The organism is Pseudomonas sp. NyZ201 (assembly GCF_049860765.1).
Taxonomy (GTDB): Bacteria; Pseudomonadota; Gammaproteobacteria; order Pseudomonadales; family Pseudomonadaceae; genus Aquipseudomonas; species Aquipseudomonas bharatica.
Genome location: NZ_CP187557.1, coordinates 2698971 through 2714884 on the forward strand (window position 1 = coordinate 2698971; position 15914 = coordinate 2714884).

Below are 15914 nucleotides of genomic sequence, written 5' to 3' on the forward strand. Positions count from 1 at the left end.
TGACTAGGGTGGGGGCAATGCCCTTAACAACAACAATCAGGAGCCTTATCCGTGAGTACTCCCTTCAACGTACGGCAGGCGGCGGTGATCGGCGCCGGCACCATGGGCCGCGGCATCGTTATCAGCCTGGCCCGCGCAGGCCTTCCGGTGCTGTGGCTGGATAACGACCCCAGCGCCACCGAAGCCGGCCTGGCGATGCTCGCGCAGACCTGGGCGCAGCAGGTGGCCAAGGGCCGCATCGACCAGGCCGAGGCCGATGCTTGTCTGGCGCGGGTACGCGCGGCTGGCGCCTATGCCGATCTGGCCGACGTCGACCTGGTGATCGAAGCGGTGTACGAGAACCTGGTGCTCAAGCAGGACATCTTCCGCACCCTGGATCGCACGCTCAACGCCCAGGCCATTCTTGCCAGCAACACCTCGGCCCTGGACATCGACGCCATCGCTGCCGTCACCGGTCGGCCCGAACAGGTGCTGGGGCTGCATTTCTTCAGCCCCGCCCATGTGATGAAGCTGCTGGAAGTGGTGCGCGGTGCACGCACCTCGCCCGCCGTCATCGACGCCGCCCGGGCCCTCGGGCAGCGCATCGGCAAGGAAGTGGTAGTGGCCGGCAACTGTCCGGGGTTCATCGGCAACCGCATGCTGGCCACCTATGTCGCCGAAGCGCGCAAGCTGTTGCTCGAAGGCGCCACGCCCCGCCAGGTGGACGAGGCGCTCCAGGCATTCGGCATGGCCATGGGGCCGTTCCGCATGTACGACGTCGTCGGCATCGACCTGGAATGGCGTGCCCGCCAACTGGCCGGCACAGGCATGGAGGCGCCCCTGGTGCAGGTCGACAACGCCCTGTGCGCGCAGGGGCGCTTCGGGCAGAAAAGCGGCCAGGGCTACTACCGTTACGCACCCGGCAGCCGCGAAGCCGAGCATGATCCCGAGGTCGATGCCCTGGTGCTCAAGGTGGCCCAGGGCCTCGGCGTGCACCGGCGTGCGATCGACGACGAGGAAATCCGCGAGCGCTGCCTGCTGGCGCTGGTCAACGAAGGGGCGAAGATACTCGAGGCGTCGGTGGCCGATTGCAGTGCCGACATCGATCGGGTGTACCTGCATGGCTATGGTTTCCCGGCGGCGCTCGGCGGGCCGATGCAGTGGGCTGACCAACAAGGCTTGAGCCTGCTGCTGGCGCGACTGGAACGCTTGCAGGGCCTGTTCGGCGAGCACTGGCGCCCGGCCGGGCTGCTGATGCGCCTGGTGGCCGAGGGCAAACAGCTGGCCGACGTCCGCGAGGGCCGCGCATGAACTACCGTGCCCCTTTGCGTGACATGCAGTTCGTCCTGCATGAAGTGTTCGACGCCAGCACCCACTGTGCCCGCCTGGGCAATGAGCTGGACCGTGAAACCCTCGATGGCATCCTCGAACAAGGCGCGCGCTTTGCCGGCGAGGTCGTTGCGCCGCTGAACCGCCAGGGCGATGAGCAAGGCTGCCGCTTGGAGCACGGCACGGTGCGCACCCCCGACGGCTTCCGCGATGCCTATCGACACTATGTAACGCAGGGCTGGGCCGGCATGACCGGGCCGCTGGAATACGGCGGCCAGGGCCTGCCGCAAATGGTCGCGGCCTGCTTCCATGAAATGCTGATGGGCGCCTCGTTGTCGTTCCGGATCTATTCCGGCCTGACCGAGGGCGCGGTGCTGGCGCTGCACCGGCACGGCAGCGCCGCGCTCAAGCGCGATTACCTGGGGCGCCTGGTCAGCGGCGAGTGGGCCGGCACCATGTGCCTGACCGAGCCGCAGGCCGGTACCGACCTCGCGCTGCTGCGCACCCGCGCCGAACCCCAGGGCGATGGCAGCTACCGCATCAGCGGCAGCAAGATCTTCATCAGCGGCGGCGACCAGGACCTGACCGATAACATCGTCCATCTGGTACTGGCCCGCCTGCCGGATGCGCCGGCCGGCGTGCGTGGCATCAGCCTGTTCCTGGTGCCCAAGTTCGAAAGCACCGAGGGTGGCGGCCTGGGTGCGCGCAACGCCGTCGAATGCGGCGCGCTCGAACACAAGATGGGCATCAAGGGGGCGGCGACCTGCGTGCTGAACTTCGATGGGGCCCGTGGCTGGCTGGTGGGCGAGGCCAACCAGGGCCTGGCCTGCATGTTCACCATGATGAACGACGCGCGCTTCCAGGTGGGGCTGCAGGGGCTGGGCATCGCCGAGGCAGCGTTCCAGGGCGGGCTCGCCTACGCCCGCGAGCGCCTGCAGTGCCGCAGCCTGGCCGGGCCGGCAGCACCCGATCGCAATGCCGACCCGATCATCGTCCACCCTGATGTGCGGCGCATGCTGTTGACCCAGAAGACCCTCAGCGAGGGCTGCCGCATGCTGGCGGCCTTTGCGGCGCAGGCGCTGGACCTGGAACACGGCGCCGCGCAGCCTGAAGTGCAGGCGGCTGCCGGGCGCCGGGCGGCCTTGCTGATCCCCATCGTCAAGGCCTTCCTCACCGATGTCGGCCAGGAGGTCGCCAGCCTCGGCGTGCAACTGTATGGCGGGCACGGCTACATCCGCGAATGGGGCATGGAGCAGTTGATGCGCGACAGCCGGATCACCCAGTTGTACGAAGGCACCAACGGCATCCAGGCGCTCGACCTGGTGCGGCGCAAGGTACTCGGCGACGGTGGCGAACAATTGAGGTTGTTGATCGATGAGTTGCTCGAATGGGCTCATGGCTGCCGCACCGAGTCGCTTGCCGGCATGGCCCGGGCCGTCACCGAGCGCCTTGAGGAGTGGCGCAACCTGAGCGCGGAGGTGCTCGACGCCTGCCGCTGCGACCCGCAGGAAATCGGCGCGGTGTCGGTGGATTTTCTCGCCTGCTCGGGCTACGTGCTGCTCGCCTCGCTGTGGCTGCGGGCCGCCGAAACGGCCGCCACGGCACTGGCGGCAGGCAGTGAAGAGAGCGCCTTCTACCAGGCCAAGCTGCACGCCGCCGACTTCTACTGGCGGCGCCTGCTGCCGCGCGCCGCTGCCCACGGCGAGGCCTTGCGCGGCGGCGCCCGGAGCCTGATGAGCCTGGATGAGGCGCACTTCGCCTTCTGACCCTTACGGCGGTTCACCTACAAGAACAAGAGGAACCCGAACATGCAGCCTTTCAGCTTCAGCACCACCGCCCATCTGCTGTGCGAGCCCGGCGCCGCCGGGCGCCTGGCGCAGCTGTGCCAGCAGCGCGACGTGCGCCGCGTACTGATCGTGACCGACCCGGGAATCGTCAGCCTGGGCATGCTCGATGATCTGTTGCCGGGGTTCACCCAGGCGCGCCTGAGCGTGGCGATCTTCAGCGAGGTCAACGCCGACCCCGGCCATGCCTGCGTGCTGGCCGCCGTGGCCCGTGCCCGGCATATCGGCGCGGAACTGATCGTCGGTTTCGGCGGTGGCAGCTCCATGGATGTGGCCAAGCTGGTGGCGCTGCTGGCCCATCCCGACTGCGACCAGACCCTGGACGGGGTGTACGGGATCAATCAGGCCAAGGGCCAGCGCCTGCCGCTGATCCAGGTACCGACCACGGCCGGGACCGGTTCGGAGGTGACGCCCATCGCCGTGATCACCACCGGCGAGGCAGCCAAGATGGCGGTGATTTCACCGCTGTTGCTGCCCGACCTGGCCCTGCTCGACGCCGAGCGTACGCTGGGCCTGCCCCCGGCCAGCACCGCTGCGACGGGGATCGACGCCATGGTCCATGCCATCGAAGCCACCACCAGCCAGTTCAAACGCAATCCGCTGTCCAGCCTGCTGGCCCGTGAAGCCCTGGCGCTGTTGGCGGGCAACATCCATCAGGCGGTGCACAACGGTGGCAACCTGGAGGCGCGCCAGGCCATGTTGCTGGGCGCCTGCCTGGCCGGCCAGGCGTTCGCCAATGCCCCGGTGGCGGCGGTGCATGCGCTGGCGTATCCGTTGGGCGCGCGTTATCACGTGCCCCATGGCCTGGCCAACGCACTGATGCTGCCCCATGTGCTGCGCTTCAACCGCCGCGAGGCATTCGCCGATTACGCTGCGCTGGCCCCGGCATTGCTGGGCGAGCGCTTGGTGCCCGGCGACCCGCACGAGCTGTGCAACCAGTTCATCGACGAGCTGGAACAACTGGTACCCCCGCTGCGGGCTGCCCAGCCGGCTGCGTGATGTCGGCGTGCCGCGACACAGCCTGGCGCTGCTGGCCGAGGATGCGCTGCAACAGCAACGCTTGCTGGTCAACAACCCGCGCAAGGTGGCCCTCGCCGATGCCCTGGCGCTCTACCAGGCGGCGTTCTGAACATGGCCAGGGAACGCCCGCTGCGCGGCGCCTACCGTTTTTTCCAGCCGATCACCACGCGCTGGCACGACAACGACCTGTATGGGCATGTGAACAACGTCGTTTATTACGGCTTTTTCGACACGGCCGTGAACACCTGGCTGATCGAGCAGGCTGGCCTGGATATCCATCGCGACCCGGTGGTGGCCTACGTGGCCGGGTCTGCCTGCGACTATTTCGCTGCCGTGGCCTTTCCGCAGCGTATCGAGGTCGGCATCGCCGTCGAGCGTCTGGGCCATAGCTCGGTGCAGTACGCCCTGGCCGTGTTCGCCGAGGGCGCAGTGCAAGCCTGCGCGGCCGGCCGGTTCACCCATGTTTTCGTCGATCGGCGCGACAACCGCCCGGTCGCCATTCCCGACCGGCTGCGCAGCGCCTACGAGCGCCTGTTGCCGGCGTGACTGTCCAAGGAGAAGCGTTCCATGCAAGACGCCGTCATCGTATCCACCGCGCGTACGCCAATTGCCAAGGCCTGGCGCGGCGCCTTCAACGACCTCACCACGCCGAGCATGAGTGCCATTGCCATCCGCGCTGCGGTCGAGCGCGCGGGCATCGAACCTGCGGAAATCGAGGACCTGGTGCTGGGCACCGCCATGCAAAGCGGTACCGCCGCGATCAACCCGGCGCGCCTGTCCGCCCTGGCGGCCGGCCTGCCGCTGTCGGTGGCAGGGCAGACCATCGACCGGCAGTGCGCCTCGGGCTTGATGGCCATCGCCATCGGCGCCCAGCAGATCCGCGGGGAGGGCATGCAGGTGGTGGTCGGCGCTGGCCAGGAGCAGATCAGCCTGGTGCAACAGGCGCACATGCAGGCCGCCAACGCTGCCCAGGACGCCACGGTCCGGCGCCTGTGCGAGCACGCCTATATGCCCATGCTGCAAACCGCCGAGCATGTTGCCAGGCGTTACGGCATCGATCGCCAGGCACAGGACCGTTACGCCTTGTTGTCGCAGCAACGCACGGCCGCCGCGCAGGCCGCCGGGCTGTTCGCCGACGAGATCGTGCCGGTCACGGCGCAGCGCAAGGTCGTCGACAAGGCCAGCGGCCTTGAAAGTCGCGAAAGCGTGCATCTGGCCCGGGACGAGGGCAACCGACCGCAGACCCGCCTGGAAGATCTCGAGGCACTGCAACCGGTGATAGAAGGCGGATGCGTGACCGCCGGCAACGCCAGCCAGTTATCCGACGGTGCCAGTGCCTGCGTGCTGATGAGTGGCGCCCGGGCGGCCCGCGCAGGGTGCCAGCCGCTGGGACTCTACCGGGGCATGGCGGTCGTCGGCCTGGCGCCGGAGGAAATGGGCATCGGCCCGGTGCTGGCGATACCGCGCCTGCTGGCGCGGCATGGGCTGCAGGTCGAGGACATCGGCCTGTGGGAGATCAACGAAGCCTTCGCCTGCCAGGTGCTGTATTGCGCACAACACCTGGGTATCGATCCGGCCCGCCTCAACGTCAATGGCGGGGCCATCGCGATCGGGCACCCCTACGGCATGAGCGGAGCACGCATGGTCGGGCATGCCTTGCTCGAAGGCCGCCGGCGCAAGGTGCGCTATGTGGTAGTGAGCATGTGCGTCGGCGGCGGCATGGGCGCTGCCGCGTTGTTCGAGGTGCTTTGAGCGCAGCTTTGAGCCTATGCCGAGCCATAACGAATCGGCATGGCATTGATCCGAAGACGCTATTTGTGAGCGCCGTTGCACCTCCCTGATACTCCTCCTCACCGACACCGCCGGCCTGGGCGGCCGGCGCGTCCGCGCTGAACCCATCATTTTCCTCTCTAATAAAACAATAAGAGGTCAAGTGTGAGCGCAATCCTTGTTTTCTGCCGGCGCCGTGCGCCGCTGGCGGCCCTGTGCTGCCTGCTTGCTACCCCGGCCACCGGGGCGCAATTCGAATTCGCTACTCTGCAGGGGCACTTCGATTCGGCGCTCTCCATGGGCGCCGCCGTCAGCACCGCCAACCCCGACAAACAGCAGTTGCAGGCTGCTAATGGCAATGACGGGCGGCGCAACTACCGCGCCGGCGACGTGTTCTCCGTCATTTTCAAAGGCACCCATGACCTGGAACTGAGCCGGGACAACCTCGGTGTATTCCTGCGCGGCACCTATTGGTACGACACCGCGCAACGTGACCACAGCCAGCGGGCAGTGGACATCGACGACCGCAATCGCCAGGTCTCGGCGAAAACCGCGGGCGCGGAACTGCTCGATGCCTTCGCCTATGGCCTCTACGACATCCATGGTGAGCCCGGCTCGCTGCGCCTGGGCAGGCAGGTGGTCAACTGGGGGGAGAGCCTGTTCATCCAGGGCGGGCTGAACGTGATCAACCCGTTCAACCAGGCTGCACTGCGCCGCCCCGGTGCCGAGGTGAAAGACGCCCTGGTCCCCGTCAACCTGGTGTACGTTACCCAGAACCTTAACCAGGCGCTATCGCTGGACGCCTTCTACCAGCTTGACTGGGACCAGTCCCGGCTGGACAACTGCGCCACCTTCTTCTCCGGCAACGACTTCATGCCCGAGGGTTGTCAGGGCCTGGATGTCGGCGGGCAGATGGTGACCAATCCGCTGGTTTCGCAGGCGCTGGCAGCCTTCGGCGTGACGTTGACGGAGGAGGGCGTGCGCGTGCCCCGCGGCAGCGACGAGAGTGCTCGCGACGGCGGCCAATGGGGACTGTCGCTGCACTGGTACGTCGAGCACCTGGACACCGAACTTGGCCTGTTCGCCGCCAACTACCACAGCCGTACCCCCTACCTGGGCACGGTCAGCAGCCGTTACTACGCCAACGGCGGTTTTGCCGGTGAGCTCTGCGCCAATGTCGGTGTGGCGTTGGCCAACTGCGGCGCGTTCCTGGCCTCGGGTAACGGGCAGACCCTGGTCGGCGCACTGCGCATGGGCACCGCGCAATACCGGGCGCAATACCCCGAGGATATCCGCCTGTACGGCCTGACCTTTGCCACTACCCTGCGCAGTGGCGTCGCCGTGCAAGGGGAACTCAGCTACCGGCCGAATGTGCCGGTCCAGCTCAATGGCAACGACGTGTTGCAATCCTTGCTCAATGCCCCCGGGCGCAGCCCGCTGAACGCCGACGGCCTGCGCCCGCCGACCGACACTACGGCGTTCGACGGTTACCGGCGCAAGGAGGTGACCCAGGCCCAGGTTTCGGCGGTGCAGGCGCTCGGCCAGGTCATGGGTGCCAACCAACTGGTGCTGATGGGCGAAGTGGGGGCCACCTGGGTCGGCGGGCTGGAGGGGCGTTTCGGGCCGCGCTACGGCCGCTCCGGCGCCTACGGCAATGGCGAACTGGCCGACAACGACCAGTGCCTGGCGATCTCGAAAAGCCCTGGCGATTGCAACGGCGAAGGCTTTGTCACGCCGTTTTCCTGGGGCTATCGGCTGCGCGCTACCTGGAGCTACCCGGGCCTGGTGCCGGGCCTGGATATCCGCCCCAGCCTCGCCTGGGCCCACGACGTGAAAGGCTACGCCCCTGCCGACAGCTCGGCGTTCAACGAAGGTTCGCGCTCGATCAGCCTGGGTATCGACGTCTCGTTGGCCGGTCAGTACTGGGCGAGCCTTGTCTATACCGATTACCTCGACGGCGATTATGGCGTCCGCGGTGACCGTGATTATGTCGCGTTCAGCGTGGGGGCCAATTTCTAGTGCAACTCAGCAGCGCAGGTTCAAGGGTGGGCGCGATCTTGTGGGAGCTGGCTTGCCAGCGATGGGCATGGGGATCTGCACATCTTCTCTGAATCGCAGTGGCTGCGAGGTGCCCGTCAGAGAACCGCGTTATGGCCACCAGGCGCATGCCGGGAGATCTTCAGCGTTCTCCAGATCGAGCGCCGCCCGCGCGGCGCTCGATCTCAAGGGCGGTGAAGATCTTCCGGCGTGCGCCTAGTGGCCACCAGATGCCCCGCGCTCCAGCCACCGCCTAATGCACGAAAGACGGCGATGGCAGCCCGTGCCGACGCCGCTTGCGCCTGAGCCCGCGCGTCAGATGCTCGCAGCAGCGTCTGGTCGGCATTGAGCACTTCGATCAGGCTGGCAGTACCGTTCTGGTAGGCGATGAATGCTGACCGCCTGGCGCTGTCCAGCGAGGTTTCACCAGCGGCCAGCGTTGCTGCCTGGGCTTCCCGGTTGACCAGTGCCGAGAACGCGTTCTCGACGTCTTCACCGGCTCGCAGCACCGATTGTGCATAGGCTGCGAGCGCTTGCGCCCGCTGTCCCTTGGCCTGGTCGATCTCGGCATTTATCCGGCCGAAGTCGAACAGCCTCCAGCGCAGTCCCAGCAGCCCCGCCGACTGGCTGGCGCCGCCGCCGAACAGATGGCCGCCGGAGGTGGTGGCGCTGCCGATCAGCGCACCCAGGGAAAACCTGGGGTAGTACTCGCTGACTGCAACGCCGATCCGCGCATTGGCGGCCTTGAGCCGCCGTTCGGCCGCGATGAGGTCGGGGCGTCGGCGCAGCAGATCGGCCGGCGAGCCGATGTCCGAAACCTGAGGCGCGCGTGGAATCGCCCCGGCCGCAGACAGCGCCTCGCGATGCGTACCCGCCGGCGTGCCGAGTATCACATCGAGCGCATTCATGGCAGCATCCAGCCTGGACTGCAGCACCGGTACGCTTGCCCGAACCTGCGACAGCTCGCCCTCGGTCTGATGGATCTGGTACTCGGCGGCGAGGCCTCTGCTGTGCAGCAGGCGAACCTTGGCCAGCAAGTCCTCCTGGGTCTTGACCTGCCGCTCGGCGATGTCGAGGCGGGCCTGCAAGCCGCGAATGGTGGTGTAGATGTCCGCAGTTTGTGCGGCGATGGCCAGTCGGGTGGCGCTCACGCCAGCCTCGGACGCCTGGTACTCGGCCCGGGCTGCCTCCCGGTCACGGCGCAGGCCGCCGAACACATCCAGCTCCCAGCTCGCTTCGAGGTTGGCCTCATAGCTATTACCATAGCGGTCGTAGCCCGGTGTTGAATCGAGCACCCTGCCCAGTGGGGTTTCCACCGACTGGTAGGCGCGTGCGGCTTGCCCCTGGACAGTGCCGGAGGGCAGCAGCGCGGCGTTGGCTGCGCCGAGGTCGGCACGAGCCTGGGAAAGGCGGGCCTGAGCCTGTGCTATATCAAGGCTTTGCTCCAATGCCTGGGCGACCAGGCTGCTTAGCAAGGGGTCGCCAAAACCGTCCCACCATCGAGCAAAATCGGCGTGTCCAGTCGCTGAGCGTTGCTCGACGGCGGACTGGCCGAGATACCTGCCGGGCAGGGGAGGATCCGCTGGCTGATAGTCCGGACCGACCGCGCAACCTGCAACCACGCTGGTGCTCACCACGAGAGCAAGAATACGGAAGGGAGGCATGGCGTTACTCTCAAGCGAGATATAAGGTGTGACCATATTATATATTGGTCACTTGCTGTCAATCGGCTCACCGAGGAGCTAAGCTGCAGGAATGAATGAAAACATGAGTACACCCTCCACGCGTGGCCCCCAGGACCATGATGTCCGCGACCAGGTCATCGAGGCGGCCACCCGGCATTTCGGGCATTACGGTTACGAGAAGACCACCGTCTCCGACCTGGCCAAGGCGATCGGCTTTTCCAAGGCCTACATCTACAAGTTCTTCGACTCCAAGCAGGCTATTGGCGAGGTGATCTGCTCGAACCGGCTGGCCATGATCATGGAAATCGTCAACGCCGCGATCGACCAGGCACCGACGGCTTCCGAGAAGCTGAGGCGTCTATTCCGCTCTATTTCCGAGGCCGGCAGCGATCTGTTCTTCCATGACCGCAAGCTCTATGACATCGCGGCGGTTGCTTCCCGTGATCAATGGCCGTCGGTGCAGGCACACGAGCTGCGTATCCGCGCGATCATCCAGCAGATCCTGGTCGATGGCCGCGAGGCGGGTGAATTCGAGCGCAAGACACCGCTGGACGAGGCTGCCAACGCGATCTTCCTGATCCTGCGCCCCTACGTGAACGCCGCTCAATTGCAGTACAACCTCGACACCGTTTCGGAGGCTGCGGCGCATTTGCCGGCACTGATATTGCGCAGCCTGGCGCCATAGGTTTCGTTAGTGACTATTGACAATATTGGTCACTAGAAAAAGAATGGGGTTCTTGCATAGTCCATGAGCCCGGAACCCCATGCGCCTCAAGCCAGCAGCTTTCGCCGTTTGCGTACTGCCTTTCGTCCTGGTGGCGTGCGGCGACCCCTCCGTCAGCAAAGACGCCCGTACGAAGCCGCCCGTGGTCAGGACGGCGGCGGTCGAGCGAGCAGTCGATGCTCCCCGTTCGTTCACCGGCGTGGTTGTCGCACGGACCCAGAGCGATCTGGGTTTTCGCGTTTCGGGCAAGGTGCTCGAGCGCCTGGTCGACACCGGGGAGACGGTCAGGCGCGGCCAGCCGCTGATGCGCCTCGATCCTGTCGACCTGCAACTGCAGGCGCGCGCGCAGCAGGAGGCCGTGGCGGCCGCCCGGGCGAGAGCCAGCCAGACGGCCGATGACGAGGCCCGTTATCGCGGTCTGGTTGCGGAAGGTGCCGTATCGGCATCGACCTACGATCGGATCAAGGCCGCCGCCGACGCGGCGAAGGCCCAGCTCAGCGCGGCGCAAGCCCAGGCGGATGTGGCGCGTAATGCCACCGGCTACGCGGTACTGTTGGCCGATGCCGACGGCGTGGTGATGGACACCCTGGCCGAGCCCGGCCAGGTGGTCAGTGCCGGGCAACCGGTGGTGCAATTGGCACGCGCCGGGCAGCGCGAAGCCGTCGTGCACCTTCCCGAAACCTTGCGCCCGGTGCCGGGCTCCACTGCCCAGGCGATCCTGTATGGCAACAGCGGCCCCGCGGTTACCGCCAGGCTGCGTTTGCTCTCCGAGGCCGCTGACGGCACCACCCGCACGTTCGAAGCCAGGTATGTGCTCGACGGTGCGCTGGCGAACGCGCCGCTCGGTTCGACCATTACCCTGAACATCGCCAAGGAAAAAACCGTAGACCAGGTACTGCGAGTGCCCATCGCCGCGCTTTACGATCCGGGTAGCGGCACCGGCGTCTGGGTGATCGCCGGAGAGCCGGCGAAGGTCTCCTGGCGGCCTGTGCGGGTGTTGGGCATCAGTGATGATGCGGCGCGTGTCGCCGGCAACCTCGACGCAGGCGAACAGGTGGTGGCGCTGGGCGCGCACCTGCTGCGTGAAGGCGAAGAGGTACTGTTGGCGCAAATGGCTGGGGCATCGGTCGCCGGGGTCCAGCCATGAGCCAGCAGCGTTTCAACCTGTCGGCCCTTGCCGTGCGCGAGGGCTCCATCACGCTGTTCCTGATCCTGTTGATCGCAGCGGCCGGGACGCTGGCGTTCTTCAAGCTCGGCCGGGCGGAAGACCCGCCCTTTACCGTCAAGCAGATGACCATCATCACCGCCTGGCCAGGCGCTACCGCCCGGGAGATGCAGGATCAGGTCGCCGAACCGCTGGAAAAGCGCATGCAAGAGCTGCGCTGGTATGACCGCAGTGAAACCTTCACCCGCGCGGGGCTGGCGATCACTATGGTGTCGCTGCTCGACAGAACGCCGCCGTCGGCAGTCCAGGAGGAGTTCTACCAGGCGCGCAAGAAGCTCGGCGATGAAGCCAGGGCGCTGCCGGCGGGTGTGATCGGGCCGATGATCAACGATGAGTTCTCGGATGTGACCTTCGCGCTTTACGCGCTCAAGGCCAAGGGCGAACCGCAGCGGCAACTGGTGCGTGACGCCGAGTCGCTGCGCCAGCGCCTGTTGCACGTGCCGGGGGTCAAGAAGGTCAGCATCATCGGCGAGCAGGCCGAGCGGATTTTCGTCTCCTTCTCCCATGATCGCCTGGCAACGCTGGGGGTGACGCCGCAGGACATCTTCGCTGCCCTCAACAGCCAGAACGCGCTGACCCCCGCTGGTGCTGTCGAAACCAGCGGGCCGCAGGTGGTGGTGCGCCTGGATGGCGCCTTCGACGAACTGGCGAAGATCCGTGAAACCCCGATTGCCGTGCAAGGGCGCACGCTGAAGCTTTCCGATGTGGCAAGCGTGGAGCGCGGTTATGAAGACCCGGCCACCTTCCTGGTTCGCAACGGCTGCGAACCGGCATTGCTGCTGGGCGTGGTGATGCGCGAGGGCTGGAACGGCCTCGATCTCGGCGCAGCGCTGGACGCCGAGACGGCGAGTATCAACGAGGCCATGCCGCTGGGCATGACGCTGGCCAAGGTCACGGATCAGGCCGTCAACATCACCTCGTCGGTCGATGAATTCATGGTCAAGTTCTTCGTCGCGCTGCTGGTGGTGATGCTGGTGTGCTTCCTCAGCATGGGCTGGCGCGTGGGTGTGGTGGTTGCCGCGGCCGTACCCTTGACGCTGGCCATCGTGTTCGTGGTGATGGCGGCCACCGGCAAGAATTTTGACCGCATCACCCTGGGTTCACTGATTCTTGCCTTGGGCCTGTTGGTAGACGATGCCATCATCGCCATCGAAATGATGGTGGTGAAAATGGAGGAGGGCTACGACCGCTTCAAGGCGTCGGCCTACGCCTGGAGCCACACCGCCGCGCCGATGCTTTCCGGGACCCTGGTCACCGCCATCGGCTTCATGCCCAACGGATTCGCGCAGTCCACGGCGGGTGAATACACCAGCAACATGTTCTGGATCGTCGGCATTGCCCTGATCGCCTCCTGGATAGTGGCGGTGGCGTTTACCCCGTACCTGGGCGTGAAGCTGTTGCCGAACATCAAGCGGGTCGAAGGCGGCCATGCAGCTATCTATAACACCCGCCACTACAACCGTTTTCGCACCCTGCTGGCGCAGGTCATCGCCCATAAATGGCTGGTGGCGGCTGCGGTCATCGGCCTGTTTGTCATGGCCGTGCTCGGCATGGGGCTGGTGAAGAAACAGTTCTTTCCGACCTCCGACCGCTCCGAGGTGCTGGTCGAATTGCAGATGCCCTACGGCACCTCCATCGAACAGACCACCGCCACCGCGATCAAGGTCGAGTCCTGGCTGCGCGAGCAAGAAGAAGCCAGGATCGTCACCTCGTACATCGGCCAGGGCCCGCCGCGCTTTTTCCTGGCCATGGCACCTGAGCTGCCCGATCCGTCGTTTGCCAAGATCGTGGTGCTGACAGGCAGCCCCGAGGCCCGTGAAGCCCTCAAGTTGCGTCTGCGCGAAGCCGCCGCGCAAGGGCTGGCGCCCGAGGCCAGGGTGCGCGTCACGCAGTTGGTGTTCGGCCCGTATTCGCCTTACCCGGTGGCGTATCGGGTGATGGGGCCCGACCCTGTGCAGTTGCGCCAGATCGCTGCGCGCGTGGAGGAGGTTCTGCAGGCCAGCCCGATGATGCGCACGGTGAACGCCGACTGGGGCCCGTTGGTACCAACGCTGCATTTTTCGCTGGACCAGGATCGCCTGCAGGCGGTGGGCCTGACGTCCAGTGCGGTCGCGCAACAATTGCAATTCCTGCTCAGCGGCGTGCCGATCACCTCGGTGCGCGAGGACATCCGCTCGGTGCAGGTGGTCGGTCGCGCGGCCGGGGCGATTCGCCTTGATCCCGCGAAGATCGAAGGCTTCACCCTGGTAGGCTCGGCTGGCCAGCGCATACCGCTATCGCAGGTCGGCGAAGTCGATGTGCGCATGGAAGATCCCATCCTGCGCCGCCGTGACCGCACGCCTGCCATCACCGTACGGGGCGATATTGCCGAAGGGTTGCAGCCGCCAGACGTGTCTGCGGCGATCTGGACGACGTTGCAACCGATCATCGCGACCTTGCCGGCCGGCTACCGTATCGAAATGGCCGGCTCCATCGAGGAGTCGGGCAAGGCCAGCCGGGCGATCCTGCCGCTGCTGCCGATCATGATCGCCCTGACGCTGCTGATCATCATCGTGCAGGTACGCTCGATCTCGGCCATGGTCATGGTGTTCCTCACCTCGCCGCTGGGGTTGATCGGGGTGGTGCCCGTTCTGCTGCTGTTCCAGCAACCGTTCGGCATCAATGCCCTGGTGGGCCTGATCGCGCTGTCGGGCATTCTGATGCGCAACACGCTGATCCTGATCGGGCAGATCCACCACAACCAGCGCGACGGGCTCGACCCGTTCAATGCCGTGGTGGAGGCTACGGTACAGCGGGCCAGACCCGTCCTGCTGACCGCGCTGGCGGCCATCCTCGCCTTCATTCCGCTAACCCATTCGGTGTTCTGGGGCACGCTGGCCTACACCCTGATCGGCGGGACATTCGTCGGCACCATCATGACCCTGGTGTTCCTGCCCGCGATGTACTCCATCTGGTTCAGGATCGGCCGCGATATCACGCCGCCGAAGCGCAAGCCCGAAGCCGAACGACGCACGTACAGCGAAACCAGGAGTGTGCAATGACCGATCTGCAGAACCAGTCCGTAGCGCTCGATGGCCTGGCGCCTCCCCGGGGCAGCCCGATACTGACGGGCAGGCTCGTCGCCTTGCTGGCGTGCCTGTCGGCGATCAGCGTGCTGTCTACCAACATCATCCTTCCTGCGTTCCCGGAAATCGGCCGGGAGCTGGGCGTTACTTCCCGCGAATTGGGGCTGACCCTCTCCAGTTTCTTCATCACCTTCGCGTTCGCGCAATTGCTGGTGGGGCCGCTGGCGGATCACTACGGGCGCAAGAGGTTCGTGTTGGGAGGGCTGGCCCTGTTCGTGATCGGCACACTGGTCGCAGGCGTTGCCGGCACCCTGGATGTGCTGATTGCCGGGCGTGTCATACAGGCGTTGGGGGTGTGCGCCGCAGCCGTGCTGGCGCGGGCCATTGCCCGCGATCTGTTCGACGGCGAAACCCTGGGGCGTGCGTTGTCGCTGACGATGATCGCGACTGCCGCGGCCCCCGGGTTTTCGCCGCTGCTTGGCAGCCTGTTGACCACCGCCATGGGATGGCGGGCGATCTTCGTGATGGTCGGGGTAGCCGCTGTCCTGATCGCCTGGTTCTACGCCCGCGGCCTTGGCGAAACCTTGCCGCCTGGACGCCGCACGGCGCTATCGGCAGCGAGCGTGCTGTCGGCTTATGGCCGGCTGCTCTGCGATGGCAGGTTCATTCTTCCGGCCGCCTCGGTGAGCCTGTTGATGAGCGGTCTGTTTGCCTCGTTCGCCGCCGCGCCGGCCATTCTGATGAGCGGGATGGGCCTGTCTTCGTTGCAAGCGGGTCTCTACTTCGCTGCCACTGTTTTCGTCGTCTTCGCTGCCGGCCTGGCGGCCCCGCGACTGGCCCACCGTTTTGGCAGCCGAACGATCACTACCCTGGGGCTCGCCACGGCGTTGCTGGCCGGGGCCCTGTTGCTTATCGGGCCGAAGAACCCCGGCCTGGGCTGGTACTCGCTATCTATGGTGATTTTTCTCTGGGGCATGGGCCTTGCGAATCCATTGGGCACGGCCATCACCATGGGTCCGTTCGGCAAGGAAGCGGGCCTGGCGTCCGCATTGCTCGGCTTCTTGACCATGGGCGCCGCGGCGATCACCACCTGGCTGGGATCGGTACTCGAATACCCGCCGGTGCTGACCCTGGGGGCTATCCAGGCGACGGTGTGCGCCGTGGCACTGGTGACGTTCTTTTCGAGTAGACGCGGTTAACCTCGCAACGCCGAGGTCAAAGGGGGCAAAGGCCCGG

General features: G+C 66.0%; 10 protein-coding genes and 1 pseudogene. 10 read left to right on the forward strand and 1 reads right to left on the reverse strand.

Going from position 1 to position 15914, the window contains the following annotated elements; genetic code table 11:
- Positions 1-51 precede the first annotated feature (51 nt).
- From ACPFMA_RS11980 to ACPFMA_RS12005, 6 genes and pseudogenes are all read left to right on the forward strand, one after another.
- Positions 52-1290 carry a 3-hydroxyacyl-CoA dehydrogenase NAD-binding domain-containing protein gene (locus tag ACPFMA_RS11980; RefSeq protein ID WP_425930270.1) on the forward strand — a complete coding sequence of 413 codons (1239 nt, stop codon included), beginning with the start codon at positions 52-54 and terminating at the stop codon, positions 1288-1290.
- Positions 1287-3074: an acyl-CoA dehydrogenase C-terminal domain-containing protein gene (locus ACPFMA_RS11985; RefSeq protein ID WP_425930271.1), complete on the forward strand. Its 1788-nt coding sequence runs from the start codon at positions 1287-1289 to the stop codon at positions 3072-3074. Before ACPFMA_RS11980 ends, ACPFMA_RS11985 begins: the two co-directional genes overlap by 4 nt.
- A 42-nt stretch (positions 3075-3116) precedes the next feature.
- A pseudogene (locus ACPFMA_RS11990) lies at positions 3117-4281 on the forward strand (iron-containing alcohol dehydrogenase).
- A gap of 2 nt (positions 4282-4283) precedes the next feature.
- Positions 4284-4718: an acyl-CoA thioesterase gene (locus tag ACPFMA_RS11995; RefSeq protein ID WP_420056640.1), complete on the forward strand. Its 435-nt coding sequence runs from the start codon at positions 4284-4286 to the stop codon at positions 4716-4718.
- Positions 4719-4739: 21 nt separating this feature from the next.
- On the forward strand, positions 4740-5924 hold the full coding sequence (locus tag ACPFMA_RS12000) for an acetyl-CoA C-acyltransferase (RefSeq protein WP_420056639.1): 1185 nt from the start codon (positions 4740-4742) through the stop codon (positions 5922-5924).
- Between the two features lie 183 nt (positions 5925-6107).
- The gene (locus ACPFMA_RS12005) at positions 6108-7961 is read left to right on the forward strand and encodes a DUF1302 domain-containing protein (RefSeq protein ID WP_425930272.1); all 1854 of its coding nucleotides are present in this window, start codon (positions 6108-6110) and stop codon (positions 7959-7961) included.
- Positions 7962-8164: 203 nt separating this feature from the next.
- Here ACPFMA_RS12005 and ACPFMA_RS12010 read toward each other — a convergent pair whose 3' ends face one another.
- Entirely contained in the window at positions 8165-9643 is a 1479-nt protein-coding gene (locus ACPFMA_RS12010) for an efflux transporter outer membrane subunit (protein ID WP_425930273.1), read from the reverse strand.
- Between the two features lie 91 nt (positions 9644-9734).
- Between ACPFMA_RS12010 and ACPFMA_RS12015 the strand changes: the two genes are divergently transcribed.
- The 4 genes from ACPFMA_RS12015 (at position 9735) to ACPFMA_RS12030 (ending at position 15877) form a co-directional block, all read left to right on the forward strand.
- Positions 9735-10349, forward strand: coding sequence for a TetR/AcrR family transcriptional regulator (locus ACPFMA_RS12015; RefSeq protein ID WP_064301453.1), 615 nt, complete (start codon positions 9735-9737; stop codon positions 10347-10349).
- 79 nt (positions 10350-10428) lie between these two features.
- Positions 10429-11535, forward strand: a complete 1107-nt coding sequence (locus ACPFMA_RS12020; protein WP_425930274.1) for an efflux RND transporter periplasmic adaptor subunit — start codon at positions 10429-10431, stop codon at positions 11533-11535.
- On the forward strand, positions 11532-14654 hold the full coding sequence (locus ACPFMA_RS12025) for an efflux RND transporter permease subunit (RefSeq protein WP_425930275.1): 3123 nt from the start codon (positions 11532-11534) through the stop codon (positions 14652-14654). Before ACPFMA_RS12020 ends, ACPFMA_RS12025 begins: the two co-directional genes overlap by 4 nt.
- The gene (locus ACPFMA_RS12030; RefSeq protein WP_425930276.1) at positions 14651-15877 is read left to right on the forward strand and encodes a multidrug effflux MFS transporter; all 1227 of its coding nucleotides are present in this window, start codon (positions 14651-14653) and stop codon (positions 15875-15877) included. The genes ACPFMA_RS12025 and ACPFMA_RS12030 overlap by 4 nt, the downstream gene beginning before the upstream one ends.
- Positions 15878-15914 lie beyond the last annotated feature (37 nt).

What these genes read in the sequence shown, in the direction of transcription:
- ACPFMA_RS11985 (WP_425930271.1), top strand. Translation starts at nt 1,287, where the DNA reads ATGAACTACCGTGCCCCTTTGCGTGACATGCAGTTCGTCCTGCATGAA.
- ACPFMA_RS11995 (WP_420056640.1), top strand. Translation starts at nt 4,284, where the DNA reads ATGGCCAGGGAACGCCCGCTGCGCGGCGCCTACCGTTTTTTCCAGCCG.
- ACPFMA_RS12000 (WP_420056639.1), top strand. Translation starts at nt 4,740, where the DNA reads ATGCAAGACGCCGTCATCGTATCCACCGCGCGTACGCCAATTGCCAAG.
- ACPFMA_RS12010 (WP_425930273.1), bottom strand. Translation starts at nt 9,643, where the DNA reads ATGCCTCCCTTCCGTATTCTTGCTCTCGTGGTGAGCACCAGCGTGGTT.
- ACPFMA_RS12015 (WP_064301453.1), top strand. Translation starts at nt 9,735, where the DNA reads ATGAATGAAAACATGAGTACACCCTCCACGCGTGGCCCCCAGGACCAT.
- ACPFMA_RS12020 (WP_425930274.1), top strand. Translation starts at nt 10,429, where the DNA reads ATGCGCCTCAAGCCAGCAGCTTTCGCCGTTTGCGTACTGCCTTTCGTC.
- ACPFMA_RS12025 (WP_425930275.1), top strand. Translation starts at nt 11,532, where the DNA reads ATGAGCCAGCAGCGTTTCAACCTGTCGGCCCTTGCCGTGCGCGAGGGC.
- ACPFMA_RS12030 (WP_425930276.1), top strand. Translation starts at nt 14,651, where the DNA reads ATGACCGATCTGCAGAACCAGTCCGTAGCGCTCGATGGCCTGGCGCCT.